This is a genomic window from Micromonospora sp. NPDC051543 (genome assembly GCF_044454415.1).
GTDB lineage: Bacteria > Actinomycetota > Actinomycetes > Mycobacteriales > Micromonosporaceae > Micromonospora.
Map to the genome: position 1 here is coordinate 64,786 of NZ_JBITDT010000016.1, position 13,978 is coordinate 78,763.

The window sequence follows — 13,978 nt, forward strand, 5'->3', positions numbered from 1 at the left end:
TGCCCACACCGGGTGACACCAAACCATCGCGTCCGCGCGCCAGCTACGACACCGTGTCGGAGAGCGCCGCCGCCCCCGGTACCCTCGACGCCATGAGGTGGCTCTGGACCCCGGCGTGGATCGCACGTCACGTGGCCATGGTCGTGCTGGTCGGGAGCTTCCTCGGGTTGGGCTGGTGGCAGATCAGCCGGGCGACCGCCGGCAACAACCTCAGCTGGGGGTACGCCGTCGAGTGGCCGATCTTCGCCGGCTTCGTGGTGTACGTCTGGTGGCGCGAGGTGCGCCTGGCCCGGCGTGCCGCGCAGGGCGGCGCGGTGTCCCCGGGCGCTCCGGCCGACGAGCCGGCCCCGGCCGCGAGCGCCGACTCCCGACCGGCGGTACGCCGACCGGTGCGGGTGATCAGGGCGCCGGCCGCCGCGACGCCCGGTGACGACGCGGCCCTGGCCGCGTACAACGACTACCTGTCATGGTTGAACGCCAATCCGGGCGCCCGGCCCGGTGACTATCCCGGCTGAGCCGGGCCGGAAGAAGGACGGACGAAGTGGGCGCAGCCCTTACCCGGTACCGCGTGATCGCCTGGATCGTGGGCGTGGTCCTGATCCTGCTGGTCGTGATCGGGATGCCGCTGAAGTACGCGTTCGACAACCCGACGGTGGTGGAGACCGTCGGCCCGGCGCACGGCTTCCTCTACATGATCTATCTGGTGGCCGCGTTCGACCTGAGCCGCCGGGCCGACTGGCCGCTGAAGCGGATGCTCCTGGTGATGCTGGCCGGCACCGTGCCGTTCGTCTCGTTCTACGCCGAGCGTCGCGTCACCGCCTGGCTCGACCGGCCGGCCACCCGTACGCCGGAGCCGGTCGCCGGCTGACCGGGGCCCTGCGGGGCTGTCCGGTCAGCGGTTCGGCCGCCAGGGGTCGGCCGAGGCGACCGGGTCGACCCAACCGCCGTACCGGTTGACCTCCCGGGCGCGCAGCAGCGCCCGGGTGACCTGGCCGAACTGCCGCTCATCGTCGGCGCTGAAGAGCAGCACCTCCGCGCCCCGGTGCCATCCCCACAGCTCGTACGGCGGTGGCCGCCAGCGGTCACCGACGAGGGCGAGGGTGGCCGGCAGCAGGAGGACCGCTCCGAGGATGAGGTACGCCCCGGCGGTCAACCGCTGTAGGCCGCCGCTGAAACCGAGGAGCAGGCCGACCACGCCGATCATGGAGGCGGTGGTCACGACGGCCCGGACGGCGATCCGGTCGTGCGGACCTCGGGTGGTACGCAGGTTGGTCAGGTCGGGGATGCGGTAGCTGGTGCGGCCGACGGTGAACCGGTCGACGGTGACGATGATGCCGGGTCGCGCGTAGAGCAGCGTGGACCTGGCACCGGGCACCGTTCGCTGCGGTCGCGTCGTTGCGCCTTCACGATTCACGGATCCTCCCGCGGGTGCGGTCTGTCGGGTCGGGTCCCGCGACCACCGGCGTGAGTGTCCGATGACGGGATTCCCGGCCCCGGGCTCCATTGTGTTGGGGCGCCGCCACCCCACCTGGGCATTTACGGCGGCGCACCGCTCCCCCATCCGGGCGACATCGTCGCGAAACAGCATCCATTTCGCCTTTTATCGGGGTATGGCGCGCTGTTAACCGGCGTCATGCGCCGGGAACGACGAAAGTCGTATATCGGTCATAACCACCAGCAAAGGTGCCGCAGAAGCCTTCGCCCCCGTGTCGATGGCCCCGTTGACGCTCTGGTTCCGCAGTGGCACTTCCTGCCACTTGGTCAACATTCGCCCCTGCTTCAACTGCGCAGCACAACCGTCCCGGGTTAGGTTGGGCGAGCCGGTCCGGCCCAGTGTCGTCCACCCGGACGACCCCGACCGGTGTCGCCGAGGGCGTCAGCAGCCCCGTCGGCGGCCGTGGGAGAGGAGCCTCTCGCTCTTGTCATCCCTGAGAACCCTGCTGCGTACCGTGGCGCTGGTCGGCCTGTCGGCCGCCCTGATCGCCCCGACGGCGGCGGCGCACGCCGAGCCGTCCCCCGCCGACCTGACCCGCCGGATCGAGACGTCCTCGGCCGAGTTGGAGCGGGTCGTGGAGTCGTACAACAAGCTCACCGAGGACATCAAGGTCAACAAAGCCGCGGTGGCCCGATTACAGGCCCGCATCGGCCCGCTCGAACAGCAGGCCGAGCAGAGCCGGGCGGACGTCGCCGCACTCGCCAACAGCGCGTACAAGAGCGGCGGCCTCCGTACCGCCGACGCGTTGCTCCGGCCCGGCGGCTCCGCCGCCCTGCTGGACCGGCTCGGCACCCTCGACCAGCTGACCCGCCAGCGCCAGGAGCGCATCTCCGGCTTCACCGACAACCAGCGGCGGCTGCTCGAGGAGAAGAAGCGGCTGGACGCGACGCTGGCCCGACAGGCCGCCCAGGCCCGCGAGTTGGCGGCGGGCAAGGCGCGCATCGAGAAGGACCTGGCCGGGCTGTACGAGTTGCGCCGACAGGCGTACGGGGCGGCAACCGAGCGGCCCGCGCCCAAGGCAGCCGAGGCCGAGGCCCGGAATGTTCCGGCGATCGCCGGAGATGCCGGCACGGCGGTGCGCTACGCCTTCGGCGCGATCGGCAAGCCGTACGTCTGGGCAGGTGAAGGGCCGGGCGGCTACGACTGCTCCGGGCTCACCCTGGCCGCCTGGCGGGCGGCCGGACGATCGCTGCCGCACAGCGCGCGGATGCAGTGGGGGGCGGTCGCACACATCGGCCGAGGCGACCTGCGACCCGGAGACCTCATCTTCTACAGCGGTCTCGGCCACGTCGCCCTCTACGTGGGCGACGGGCAGGTGATCGACGCGCCGAGCGCCGGTCGCAACGTGCTCAAGCGCGGCATGAACATGATGTCGATCCACGGGTACGGCAGGGTCCGCTAGACGGTGAACGGCCGGCGTCCCCCTATCGGACGCCGGCCGTTCGCCGTCATTACTACCAGGTCAGGCTGCCTGCAGCCCCTCGGCCCGGGCCAGCTCGCGGAGCCGGCCGAGGGCCTGGATCTCGAGCTGCCGGATCCGCTCGCGGGACAGCGAGAAGCGGGACGCGACCTCGGTCAGCGAGTGCTCGCGGCCGTCCTCCAAGCCGTAGCGGGCCCGCATGATGCCGGCGGACCGGTCGTCGAGGTGGTTGAGCAGCCCCTCGATGCGCTGCCGCTCGAGGCCGCTCAGGACGATGTCCTCCGGCGACGGCGCATCGCTGTCGGCGACCAGGTCACCGAGGTTGGTGTCGCCGTCGTCGCCGACCGGGGTGTCCAGCGAAACCGTGTCCTGCGACCAGCGGCGCAGCTCGTTGACCCGCTCGACGGTGACGCCGAGCGACGCCGCGATCTGCTCCGGCTCCGGGTCGCTGCCCAGCTCACGGGTGAGCTGCCGGGTCACGTTCCGCATCCGGTTGACGTCCTCCACCAGGTGCACCGGCAGACGGACGGTGCGCTCCTGCTGGGCGATCGCCCGGCTGATGGCCTGGCGGATCCACCAGGTGGCGTAGGTGGAGAACTTGTAGCCACGCTCGTAGTCGAACTTCTCGACCGCTCGGACGAGGCCGGTGTTGCCCTCCTGGATCAGGTCCAGCATGGGCATGCCCGAGCGTACGTAACGACGCGCGATCGACACGACCAGTCGCAGGTTGGCGCGGATGAAGAGGTCCTTCGCGCGCTCACCCTCGGCGACCAGCCGATCCAGGTCGGCCCGGTCGACACCGTCGGGAACGGCATCCTCGCCGAGCAGGTGCTCGGCGTAGAGGCCCGCCTCGATCGCCTTGGAGAGATCGACCTCCTTGGCGGCGTCCAGCAGTGGCGTCCGGGAGATCTCGTGCAGGTAGACGCCGACCAGGTCACGCTCCTCGGCGACCTCGTCGGTTCGCATGCCAATGTTCTTGTCCACGTTGCCCACGGTCCCCTCGCTCGCGCCGGTTGCCCGGTTCCTTGCCATTCCCCACGTCCGGTCAGCCCTGGTAACTTCAGCTGTGCCCACCGGTGCTGACACCTACACAACAGATGAGACGTGTCGGGTGTTCCATTTCGTGAGTCGAAAGTGTCACGAATGCCTGAGTAGTTGCTGAGAGCACGGTCCATGTTTGCTGTCAGCACCCGTCGGGTGGCGCGCCGCTGGGCACCTCGGACGGGTTGGCGGATCGACGGATCACCGATCGCCCGCACCATAGGCAACACCGCCCGCCGCGCCGGCACAGCGACCCGGGTCACCACCGCGCTGCGATCCTGGTCACTGCCAGATACGCAGCGGTGGACCGGTCGGTTCATCCACGAGGTGTTATTACCCTCCGCCCCGGTGAACAATCCGGAGCCCCGTTCGCTTCCCGGGTGGGGGAACTCAGGAGGCGAGCAGGGCGAGGGCGCCGCGCACCTGGTCCGCGGAGCGGGCGAGGGCGGCGCGCGCGGCGGTCACCTCGGCCCCCGAGACCAGCGTGACGAGCGCGGTCTTGAGGTCGCCGTCGGCCTCTCCGAGGGCCTGCCGGGAGACCTCCTCGGAACATCCGGTCGCCTCGACCAGGATCGAGATCATTCGGCCCCGGAGCTTGGCGTTGGTGGCAACCATATCGATCATGAGGTTCGAGTAGACCCGACCCAGGCGCACCATGACGGCGGTCGAGAACGCGTTCAGCACCAACTTCTGCGCCGTGCCCGCCTTCATCCGGGTCGACCCGGTGACCACCTCCGGTCCGGTGTCCACCCCGATGAACACGTCGACCGACCGGGCGGCCTCGGCCTCCGGATTGGCGCAGAGCAGCACCGTCGAGGCGCCCGTGGCGCGGGACGCGGCGAGCGCCCCGAGGACGTACGGGGTGCGTCCGCTGGCCGCCAGACCGACCACGAGGTCACCGGCACGTACACAGCCGGCCGCCTCGATCGCACCGCCCCGGTCGTCGTCCTCGGCGTCCTCCACGGCGCGCAGCATGGCGTCCGGGCCACCGGCGAGGTGGGCGCAGAACCAGTCCCGGGGCGAGTTGAAGGTGGGCGCCAGTTCGGCCGCGTCGAGCACGCCCAGCCGGCCGGAGGTGCCGGCCCCGAAGTAGTGCACCCGATGGCCGCCGCGCAGCGCCGCGACGGCCAGGTCGACCGTGGCGGCGATCTCGTCGAGCACCGCGGCGACCGCCGCCGGCACCCGCCGGTCGGCGTCGTTGATCACGGTGAGGACGTCCCGGGTCGACATCAGATCGAGGTCGACGCTGAGCGGATTACGCCGTTCGGTGGGTGCGGCCACCCGGACCGTGGGGCGGGTCGGTGGTGCTGCCTTGTCCTTGTCCGGCTCGACCGAGCCGGGCGTCATGCCCGCCTCCGGCTCGCGCCCACCCGATGCGACTGGACCGCCTCGGCGGTCGCCTCGAGGGCCTTGCGGGCCCGGGACCGGTTGCGGGCGGCCACCCCGACGAAGAGGCAGTCGACGACGGTGAGCTGCGCCAGACGGCTGGCCGTGGCGCCCGAGCGGTAGGTCGTCTCGCGGGCCGCGGTGGTGAGGACGAAGTCGGCGACCTCGGTGATCGGCGAGCGCGGGAAGTTGGTCAGCGCCACGGTGCTCGCGCCGCGCGTCCGGGCCTGTTCCAGCACCTCGATCACGTCCGAGGTGGTGCCGGTGTGCGAGATGCCGATCGCCACATCGCCGCGACCGAGCAGGGCGGCCGAGGTCAGCGCGGTGTGCACGTCCGGGAAGTAGAAGGCGATCCGGCCGATGCGGTGCAGCTTCTGCTGGAAGTCCGAGGCGACGAACCCGCTGGCCCCGGCGCCGTAGATGTCGATCCGGCCAGCGCCGGCGATCGCCTCGACGACCTGCTCGCAGACGGCCGGGTCGAGCTGTTCGGCGGTCTCCTCGACAGCTCGCGCGTCGTTGAACGCGATGGTGGCGATGATCTGGGCGAGATCGGCGCCGGGCGGGATGTCACCACCGACGACCCGGGCGTCCGGAGGTTCGACGCGACGGGCGGCCTCGGCGGCGAGCCGGATGCGCAGCTGCGGGTAGCCGTCCATCCCGACCGACCGGCAGAACCGGATGACGGTCGCCTCCGATGTCTCCGCTGCGGTGGCGAGGTCCGTGATGGTCCTCCGCGCGGCGGCGGCCGGGTCGGACACGACAAGCCGGGCGACCCGCTGCTCGGCGGGCGACAGCGACGGCAGAAGCCCGCTGATGTGGACGATCAGTCCACCAGGCTCGTGACTCGCAGAAATCTTCGGACTCTTCGCCACGGGTGAAACTTACTTTCACTAAGCGTGAGCGTCAACCATCACCGTACGTGGTGGGAAAGTGTCGACGATCCGGATCACGCCTTTCGCACAGCGTGCCACGTACCCAGGACCGCCGCCTCATCCGCCGGGTCGAGTCCACCCTGCGGTACGTCGCCCGGGTGGGCGCTCATCCAGGAGGCCGTCACCCGAACGGTGTCGGCGAGCGGACGGACGACCAACCCGGCGGCCAGGGCCGCCGAGACGTCCCGGTCCATCAGGCCGGCGGACTCCGGCAGCCGTACCCACAGTGGCAGCGCCCGCTCCCCCCACCACTCGCGTACGTCGTGCTCACGCAGGAAGTCCTGGTCGACCCAGGTGAGACGGGGATCGGCGACGCCCAGCCCGGCGGCCACCCCGGCCAGCATCTCCGCCCGGGACATCGTCGGCCCGGTCCCGTCGTACGTGCCGCTGAGCCGGGTGTCGCCGGCGTGCAGCAGCCAGCCGGCCAGATCCTCGACGTCCACGAACTGCACCCGGTCGGTCGGCTCCCCAGGCGCGAGAATCTCACCGCCACGGGCCAGCCGTCGCACCCAGTACGGGAAGCGGTTGCTCGAATCCTCGGCTCCGACGAGCAGCCCGGCCCGACAGATGAACGACCTGTCCACGCCCATCCGCTCGCCCACCAGCTGCTCGATGGCGACCTTGCACTCGCCGTACCAGCGGAAACCCGGGCCCGGTCCGTCCACGTCCGACGGCGGAGGCGGCAACACCGGCGCGTTCGCCGCGGAGAGGCCCGGGGTCGTGTTGTCCGCGTACACCGATATCGTCGACACGAACGACCAGTGACCGACGTGGTCGGCCAGCGCGGCGAGCGCGTACCGGGCGTGGCTGATCTGGCGCGTCACGTCCACCACCGCGTCGAAACCCGGACCGGCGAGCGGCGTCAGCGCCGCCGGGTCGTCGCGGTCCACCGACACGAACCGCACCCCCTCGGGTACGGCGCCGGACACGCCTCGCGCCGCGCAGGTCACCTCGTCCCCCCGCGCGACGGCGAGCCGAGCCACCGCCCGACCAAGAAACCGGGTACCCCCAAGAACCAGAATCCGCGCCATGCCCCCGATCCTGCGCCGCCCGACCCCGAAAAACCCACCCCCTCTGCTCTCAGCAGACACCCACCCCTGTTCCGTCGATCATGAAGTTGTTGCCCTCCGGATCGGCGTGTCGCGGCAATAACTTCATGATCGACGAGGTGAGCCGGGGTGGGGGGCCGGGTGGGGGGCGGGTGGGGGCGGGTGGGGGGCGGGTGGGGGGGTTAGCGTTTGGGCATGGTGGGGCGGAGCGTGGTGGTGACCGGTGGGGGCGGCGGGTTGGGCGGTGCGGTCGTCGCGTCCTTTGTCGAGGCGGGCTGGCGGGTGGTCGTACCACGAAGGGGTGGGCCCGCCGGGTCGGAGCCGGCGGCGGACGGGCTGGTCTCGCTCGGTGCGGACCTGACCGACCCGGCGGACGTGGCGCGGGTGGTCGAGGCCGCCGCGGCCGATCCGGCGGCGCCGCTGCGGGCGGTGGTGAACCTGGTCGGCGGGTACGCGAGCGGCGGCCTGGTGCACGAGACACCGGTCGAGGAGTTCGAGCGGATGCTCACCGTCAACCTGCGCCCCACGTACCTGGTCACGCAGGCCGCGCTGCCGCACCTGGTGGCGGCCGGAGGCGGCGCGGTGGTGTGCGTCTCCGCCCGCGCGGCGGTCAGCCCGTTCGCCGGGGCGGCCGGTTACGTCACGGCTAAGGCCGCGGTGCTGGCCTTCGCCAACGCCGTCGCCGTGGAGTACCGCTCGCGCGGGGTCCGCTGCAACACCGTGCTGCCCAGCGTCATCGACACCCCGACGAACCGGGCCGCGCAGCCCGACGCCGACCACTCGCGGTGGGTCAGCCCGGCCGAGATCGCGCCGGTGATCCGCTTCCTCGCCTCGCCGGACTCGGCGCCGACCAGCGGAGCCACCGTTCCGGTCTACGGGCGCGCCTGAACCAGCAGCGGTACGTCGCCGGGCCCCGCCTGATCCGGTCTCGGTGGCGTCCCGGTCGACGGCCGCGCCGGGTCGGGCCGGCGCTCCGACGGCAGCCAGGACGACAGGTGGGCCTGGATCTGCTCGGTCACCTCCTCGGCGGGACGGCCCGCGTCGACGAGTACGAAACTCGGGTACTCGGGCAGCGTCCGGTAGGCGGTGTCCGCCGCGGTCAGCCAGCCCATGGACTCGTGGTCGGTGCCGCGCTGCTCGATGCGCCGGTAGGCCTCCGCCGGGTCGACGGCGAGCAGGAAGGTCACCTGCGGCGTCGGGAACAGCCGGTAGCCGGCCCGCGCCAGTCGTTCCCAGCGGTGCCCGCCGTGGGCGCGGATGCTGGCGTACTGGCAGGCCGAGTAGCGGTCCATGACGGCCGTCCGGCCGGTGAGCAGGCAACTGAGCAGGGCTGCGGCGATGGCCAGCCAGCGCAGTACGGACTCCACCGCGAGGACGCCGTCGCGCCCGACGAGGCGTTGCGCGTCCGGTAGGCCGAGACGGTGGGCGAGCCGCCCGAGCCAGCGACGCCCGCTGGCGTTGCGGCGGTACGTCGCGGGGCGGCCGGCGGCGTTGAGCGCGTCCGCCAGTCGGTGTGCCTGCGTGGTCTTGCCCGAGCCGTCGATGCCGATCAGAGCGACAGTGCGCAACCGGGCCTTGCGGCGTCGCGTCCCCGATGGTCTGGCCACCCTCGACAGGTTATCCGACCGATGCCTGCCTCCTGCGATCTTTGTTCCCGTTTGCTCCGGTTGGCACCCGACCGCGACCAGAGCAGGTGTGGGCGACCGGAATGCCGGGTACGGGGGTTCGAATCCAACCGCCTGTCCACCACGACACGACCGACGGGAGACCCAGATGGCTGAGCGCGGGGACGAGAGTCTGGTGCACACCCTGAAAAAGGTCGCCGCCGTGCTCAAGCAGTCCGAGATTCCGTTCGCCCTCGGCGGCAGCTTCGCCGTCTATGCCCACGGCGGCCACTCCAGCGACCACGACGTCGACTTCCTCATCCGCGAGGCCGACGTCGAACGGTCGCTGGAGGCGCTGGTCGCCGCCGGCTTCCGCGCCGAGCGACCGCCGGAGGACTGGCTCGTCAAGGTCTTCGACGAGGAGCGGATGGTGGACCTGATCCACCGGCCCATCGAGACGCCGGTGACCGAGGAGACGTTCGCCGACACCGTCGTGCGGCCGGTGGACGCGATCCACATGCCGGTCCTGTCCGCCACCCAGCTCATGGTGCACAAGTTGCTGAGCTTCTCGCAGCACTACTGCGACTTCGCCCGCGGCCTGCCGCTGGCCCGGTCGCTGCGGGAGCAGATCGACTGGGAACGGGTACGCAAGGAGACGCAGCACTCGCCGTACGCCGAGGCGTTCCTGGTGTTGCTGGACCGGCTGGAGGTGGTGCCGGAGCCCGGCATCCCGGCAGGAGAGGAGACACCGTGACGAACGATCAGGCCGGTGGCGCGGCGCCACCCGACGAGTACGTCGAAGCGGAGATCCAACGGTCACTCACCGAGGATCCGGCCGTCGCCGAACAGGGGATCACCGTCGTGCGACGCGATGACGTCCTCGTGCTCCACGGCGAGGTGGAGAGCGCGCACCGGCGGGAGGAGATCCTGCGTCTCGTGGCGGAGCGTTTCCCGGACGTGCCGATCACCAGCGACATCGGGGTGATCCGCGTTCAGGCGCCCACGGAGATCGAGCAACTGCCCTGAGGGAGGTTTCATGGTGATCCGGATCGCCGCCGTGGGCGACGTGCACCTGGATGAGGACGTGGTCGGCCGGTTCCGCCCGGCGCTGGAGGAGCTGCCGGAGTGCGCCGACGTGCTGCTGTTGGCCGGCGACCTGACCCGGCACGGCACCGAGGCCGAGGCGCGCTGCGTCGCGCAGGAGTTCGGTGGGCTCGCCGTACCGGTGGTCACCGTGCTGGGCAACCACGACCACCAGTGTGATCAGGTGCCACAGGTGGTGAAGGTGCTCGAGGACGCGGGCATCACGGTGCTGGAGGGCAACGGCGTCGTCCTGGACTGTGCGGGCGGCCGGCTCGGCATCGCCGGGGTCAAGGGCTTCGGCGGGGGGTTCGCCGGCCGGTGCGCGAGCGACTTCGGCGAGCCGGAGATGAAGGCGTTCGTCCGGACCACAAACGAGAGCGCGGACCGCCTGGGAGAGGCCCTGCGCTCGCTGGAGTGCGACATGCTGGTCGCGCTCACGCACTACGCCCCGGTCCCCGACACGCTGGTCGGCGAGCCGCTGGAGATCTACCCGTTCCTGGGGTCGTACCAGTTGGGGCAGGCGATCGACTCGGCGCCGACCGCCCTGGCCCTGCACGGGCACGCGCACGCCGGCACCGAGCGCGGCATGACCCCGGGAGGGGTACGCGTCCGCAACGTGGCGCACCCGGTGATCAAGCAGGCGTACAGCGTCTTTCATGTCGGGGATCAACTCGACACGGACCAGGTTTCCCCGATCGGAGGGTCGGGTATTCAGAGGTCATGGAGCTGATTCTCTGGATTCTCGCAGTCGTACTCGTGGTCGCCGGCATCCTCGCGCTGTTCCGCCGGCAGATCCTGTGGGGCATCGTCCTCATCGTCGTCGGGCTGCTCGTCGGCCCGGGTGGTGTCAGCATCTTCAATTGACGCTCGTACCTCATAACTACATCCTCACGAACACCGGGACCCGTCGGGGTCGCCGCGACCGGAGCTTCGTCCTCCCGACAGAAGCACCGGCCGCAGCGGCCCCGGCGCTTTTTTGGGTTTGATCGGACGCCGGGCGGAAATATCTCGACGATGGAGATATCTCGCGAGGCAGGGCCGACCTCCGGTCGGCGGTCGCGCTGGGCGCTCGCGGCCTTCGCGGCGGCGGTCTTCGTCGCGGCCGCGATCGGCGGGCTCGGTGTGCGGGGCACCACCGACGAGTACGCGAGCCTGCGCCAGCCGGACTGGGCGCCGCCGTCGTGGCTCTTCGGCCCGGTCTGGACGGTCCTCTACGCGCTGATCGCGGTCGCCGGTTGGCTGATCTGGCGTCGGGTCGGCTTCTCCCCCGCCCTGTGGGCGTGGTCCGCCCAACTCGTGCTCAACGCCATCTGGACGCCGCTGTTCTTCGGCGCGGGTCAGTACGGGCTCGCGTTCGCCGAGATCGTGGTGATGTGGCTGGCGATCGGCCTCACCGTCGTGCTCTTCGCCCGGGTGTCCCGGGTCGCGGCGGCGCTGCTGCTGCCGTACTGGGCGTGGGTCAGCTTCGCCGCCGCGCTGAACCTGTCGATCTGGCGGCTCAACGTCTGACCGCCCGAGGAGTCTCCGGCGGGTCACCCCGCCGGAGACCACCAGAGGTCAGCAGCGCGGCACGTTCGGGATGTATCCGTCGTAACCGGTGTAGACGTACGCGTCGGCGATGTAGCGGCCGCTACCGATGCGGTCCCAGATCGAGCTGGTGCCGTAGGTGCCGGTGACGGTGGTGCCGCTGGTCTGGCAGGAGATGGTCACCCGGGTGCCGTCGGCGACGGTGCCCACCGAGGCGTACCCCGTGCCGGGGCCGGAGCGGACGGTCAGCGGCGTGCCACTGGTGTCGACCGTGCCGTTACCGCTGCCCGACGAGCAGCCGTTGTCGCTGGTGTAGGTCTTGGTCCCCCAGTACAGGCCGAGGGTGCCATTGAACCGGACCTGGACGTCGTTGCCGTTGAGGCGCTGCTCGTAGTGCAGGTGCGGGCCGGTGGACCCGCCGGTGCTGCCGACCCAGCCGATCACCTTGCCGTACCCGACGGTCTGCCCGACCGAGACGTTGAAGCCGTTGAGGTGGGCGTAGTAGGTCGTGTAACCGCCACCGTGGTCGATCCGGACGTACTTGCCGTAACTGGTGCCGCCGAGGTCGGTGACCCGGTCGACCGTGCCGGGCGCGCTCGCCACCACCGGGTCGCCCAGGTCGTCGGTGCGGTTGAAGTCGACGGCGTACGCCGGGCTGTGGTCCGACCGGGTCTGCCCCGACCAGGCTTGACCGCACGGGAACGGCACCTTGAAGCTCGGCGCGGCCAGGGCCGGGCTCGCCGGCGCGACGGCCCCTCCGACGAGCAGGCCGGTCACCAGCAGGCTGATCCACCGCTTACGCATCCAGCTCCTCCTATGTGCAAAACCTTCGATGAGGTGCCCTCAGCCTGACAGAAATCGCCAGTCTCCGGAAGGGGCCGGATCTGCGCCTGGGAACGCGCCCAGCCGGCGGACACGAGGTTTCGGGATTGTTACTCGCTCGTGTCTGACAGGGGGTGGACCAGACCTGATGCAAGCGCTTACATGTGTGCACGCCCAATCGGACCGGCGCGGGTCACCAGCGGAGACCACGCCGGCTAGGAAGGAGGACGGCATGGCGGTCTTTACCAGACCACGCCAGGCCTTCGTGATCGCCGGTGTACTCGGGCTGGCGTTCAGCGCCACCGCTTGCGGTACCGGCAATGACAAGAAGAGCGACAAGGCGGGATCCGCCGAATGTGCCCCGTACGAGAAGTACCAGGGCAACGACGGCAAGAAGGTCTCGATCTACGCGTCCATCCGTGACGCCGAGGCCGACCTGCTCGAGCGTTCGTGGTCGCAGTTCACCGACTGCACCGGCATCGAGATCGCCTACGAGGGCAGCGGCGAGTTCGAGGCGCAGCTTCCCGTCCGGGTCGACGGCGGTAACGCCCCCGACATCGCGTTCGTGCCCCAGCCGGGCCTCGTGAAGCGGTTCGCGGACGCCGGCAAGCTGAAGTCCCTCGGCGCCGACACCAAGACCATGGCCGAGCAGAACCTGCCGGCCGACTGGCTGAAGTACGGCACCGTCAACGGAACGCTCTACGGCGTGCCGCTCGGCGCGAACGTCAAGTCCTTCGTCTGGTACTCCCCCAAGACCTTCAAGGAGAAGGGCTGGGAGGTTCCGACCACCTGGGACCAGCTCATCGCGCTGAGCGACAAGATCGCCGCTAGCGGCATGAAGCCGTGGTGCGTCGGCGTCGAGTCCGGTGACGCCACCGGCTGGCCGGCCACCGACTGGATCGAGGACGTGATCCTGCGGACGCAGGGCCCCGAGGTCTACGACCAGTGGACCACCCACGCCATCCCGTTCAACGACCCGAGGATCGTCGACGCGGTCGACCGCGCCGGCAGCATCCTCAAGAACGAGAAGTACGTCAACGGCGGCTTCGGCGGCGTCAAGAGCATCACCACCACCGCCTTCCAGGAGGCGGGTCTGCCGGTGACCACCGGCAAGTGCGCGATGCACCGGCAGGCGTCGTTCTACGCCAACCAGTTCCCCGAGGGCACCAAGGTGGACGAGAACGGTGACGCGTTCGCGTTCTACTTCCCGACCATCGACCCGGCCAAGGGCAAGCCGGTCCTGGGCGCTGGCGAGTTCGTCGTCGCGTACGCCGACCGTCCCGAGGTGCAGGCGGTGCAGACCTACCTCGCCTCCGGCGAGTACGTGAACAGCCGCGCGAAGCTCGGTAACTGGGTCACGGCGAACAACAAGCTGGACATCGCCAACGTGGCCAGCCCGATCGACAAGCTGTCCGTCCAGATCCTGCAGGACAAGACGGGCACCTTCCGCTTCGACGGATCCGACCTGATGCCGGCCGCCGTCGGCGCGGGAACGTTCTGGAAGGGCATGGTCGACTGGCTGAACGGCAAGCAGACCGCCCCGGTGCTCCAGGGCATCGAGAGCAGCTGGCCGAAGTGATCACGGCGGTGGCCCGGTTCGCGTACGCGAGCCGGGCCAC

At 70.5% G+C, this 13,978-nt stretch carries 17 protein-coding genes; 10 read left to right on the forward strand and 7 right to left on the reverse strand.

From position 1 onward, the window contains the following. Positions 1 to 92 precede the first annotated feature (92 nt). Positions 93 to 515, forward strand: a complete 423-nt coding sequence (locus ACIA3K_RS25775) for a hypothetical protein (RefSeq protein WP_396804249.1) — start codon at positions 93 to 95, stop codon at positions 513 to 515. Positions 516 to 541: 26 nt separating this feature from the next. Next, positions 542 to 868, forward strand: coding sequence for a DUF3817 domain-containing protein (locus ACIA3K_RS25780; protein WP_355052224.1), 327 nt, complete (start codon positions 542 to 544; stop codon positions 866 to 868). Between the two features lie 24 nt (positions 869 to 892). Here the strand turns inward: ACIA3K_RS25780 and ACIA3K_RS25785 are convergent, their stop codons facing one another. Continuing rightward, the gene (locus ACIA3K_RS25785) at positions 893 to 1,375 is read right to left on the reverse strand and encodes a DUF6232 family protein (RefSeq protein WP_396804250.1); all 483 of its coding nucleotides are present in this window, start codon (positions 1,373 to 1,375) and stop codon (positions 893 to 895) included. Positions 1,376 to 1,919: 544 nt separating this feature from the next. Here ACIA3K_RS25785 and ACIA3K_RS25790 point away from each other — a divergent pair. Next, a complete protein-coding gene (locus tag ACIA3K_RS25790; RefSeq protein WP_396804251.1) occupies positions 1,920 to 2,897 on the forward strand; it encodes an NlpC/P60 family protein in 978 nt (325 codons plus the stop codon). 60 nt (positions 2,898 to 2,957) lie between these two features. Here ACIA3K_RS25790 and ACIA3K_RS25795 read toward each other — a convergent pair whose 3' ends face one another. From ACIA3K_RS25795 to ACIA3K_RS25810, 4 genes are all read right to left on the reverse strand, one after another. After that, on the reverse strand, positions 2,958 to 3,947 hold the full coding sequence (locus tag ACIA3K_RS25795) for a sigma-70 family RNA polymerase sigma factor (RefSeq protein WP_355052221.1): 990 nt from the start codon (positions 3,945 to 3,947) through the stop codon (positions 2,958 to 2,960). 399 nt (positions 3,948 to 4,346) lie between these two features. Beyond that, on the reverse strand, positions 4,347 to 5,303 hold the full coding sequence (gene murQ, locus ACIA3K_RS25800; protein ID WP_396804252.1) for an N-acetylmuramic acid 6-phosphate etherase: 957 nt from the start codon (positions 5,301 to 5,303) through the stop codon (positions 4,347 to 4,349). Then, positions 5,300 to 6,214, reverse strand: a complete 915-nt coding sequence (locus tag ACIA3K_RS25805) for a MurR/RpiR family transcriptional regulator (protein WP_355052219.1) — start codon at positions 6,212 to 6,214, stop codon at positions 5,300 to 5,302. Before ACIA3K_RS25805 ends, murQ begins: the two co-directional genes overlap by 4 nt. Positions 6,215 to 6,288: 74 nt before the next feature. After that, positions 6,289 to 7,305 carry an NAD-dependent epimerase/dehydratase family protein gene (locus tag ACIA3K_RS25810; protein ID WP_396804253.1) on the reverse strand — a complete coding sequence of 339 codons (1,017 nt, stop codon included), beginning with the start codon at positions 7,303 to 7,305 and terminating at the stop codon, positions 6,289 to 6,291. A gap of 213 nt (positions 7,306 to 7,518) precedes the next feature. Between ACIA3K_RS25810 and ACIA3K_RS25815 the strand changes: the two genes are divergently transcribed. Next, the gene (locus ACIA3K_RS25815; RefSeq protein WP_396804254.1) at positions 7,519 to 8,211 is read left to right on the forward strand and encodes an SDR family NAD(P)-dependent oxidoreductase; all 693 of its coding nucleotides are present in this window, start codon (positions 7,519 to 7,521) and stop codon (positions 8,209 to 8,211) included. Here ACIA3K_RS25815 and ACIA3K_RS25820 read toward each other — a convergent pair. Then, a complete protein-coding gene (locus ACIA3K_RS25820) occupies positions 8,196 to 8,930 on the reverse strand; it encodes a dTMP kinase (RefSeq protein WP_396804255.1) in 735 nt (244 codons plus the stop codon). The genes ACIA3K_RS25815 and ACIA3K_RS25820 overlap by 16 nt on opposite strands. Between ACIA3K_RS25820 and ACIA3K_RS25825 the strand changes: the two genes are divergently transcribed. The 5 genes from ACIA3K_RS25825 to ACIA3K_RS25845 all read left to right on the forward strand — a co-directional run bounded on the left by ACIA3K_RS25825 (position 8,866) and on the right by ACIA3K_RS25845 (position 11,519). After that, positions 8,866 to 9,681: a nucleotidyltransferase gene (locus tag ACIA3K_RS25825; protein ID WP_396804256.1), complete on the forward strand. Its 816-nt coding sequence runs from the start codon at positions 8,866 to 8,868 to the stop codon at positions 9,679 to 9,681. The genes ACIA3K_RS25820 and ACIA3K_RS25825 overlap by 65 nt on opposite strands. Then, entirely contained in the window at positions 9,678 to 9,953 is a 276-nt protein-coding gene (locus ACIA3K_RS25830; RefSeq protein ID WP_396804257.1) for a hypothetical protein, read from the forward strand. Before ACIA3K_RS25825 ends, ACIA3K_RS25830 begins: the two co-directional genes overlap by 4 nt. 10 nt (positions 9,954 to 9,963) lie before the next feature. Next, complete coding sequence (locus ACIA3K_RS25835; RefSeq protein WP_396804258.1) at positions 9,964 to 10,740, forward strand: metallophosphoesterase; 777 nt, start codon at positions 9,964 to 9,966, stop codon at positions 10,738 to 10,740. Next, positions 10,731 to 10,874 (forward strand): GPGG-motif small membrane protein, encoded by a 144-nt coding sequence (locus ACIA3K_RS25840; protein WP_007464364.1) that lies wholly within the window; start codon positions 10,731 to 10,733, stop codon positions 10,872 to 10,874. The genes ACIA3K_RS25835 and ACIA3K_RS25840 overlap by 10 nt, the downstream gene beginning before the upstream one ends. Before the next feature lie 150 nt (positions 10,875 to 11,024). Continuing rightward, on the forward strand, positions 11,025 to 11,519 hold the full coding sequence (locus ACIA3K_RS25845; RefSeq protein WP_396804259.1) for a TspO/MBR family protein: 495 nt from the start codon (positions 11,025 to 11,027) through the stop codon (positions 11,517 to 11,519). 48 nt (positions 11,520 to 11,567) lie between these two features. Here the strand turns inward: ACIA3K_RS25845 and ACIA3K_RS25850 are convergent, their stop codons facing one another. Further along, positions 11,568 to 12,341, reverse strand: coding sequence for a peptidoglycan DD-metalloendopeptidase family protein (locus ACIA3K_RS25850; protein WP_355052212.1), 774 nt, complete (start codon positions 12,339 to 12,341; stop codon positions 11,568 to 11,570). Between the two features lie 250 nt (positions 12,342 to 12,591). Between ACIA3K_RS25850 and ACIA3K_RS25855 the strand changes: the two genes are divergently transcribed. Next, complete coding sequence (locus ACIA3K_RS25855) at positions 12,592 to 13,938, forward strand: ABC transporter substrate-binding protein (RefSeq protein ID WP_396804260.1); 1,347 nt, start codon at positions 12,592 to 12,594, stop codon at positions 13,936 to 13,938. Positions 13,939 to 13,978: the final 40 nt, after the last annotated feature.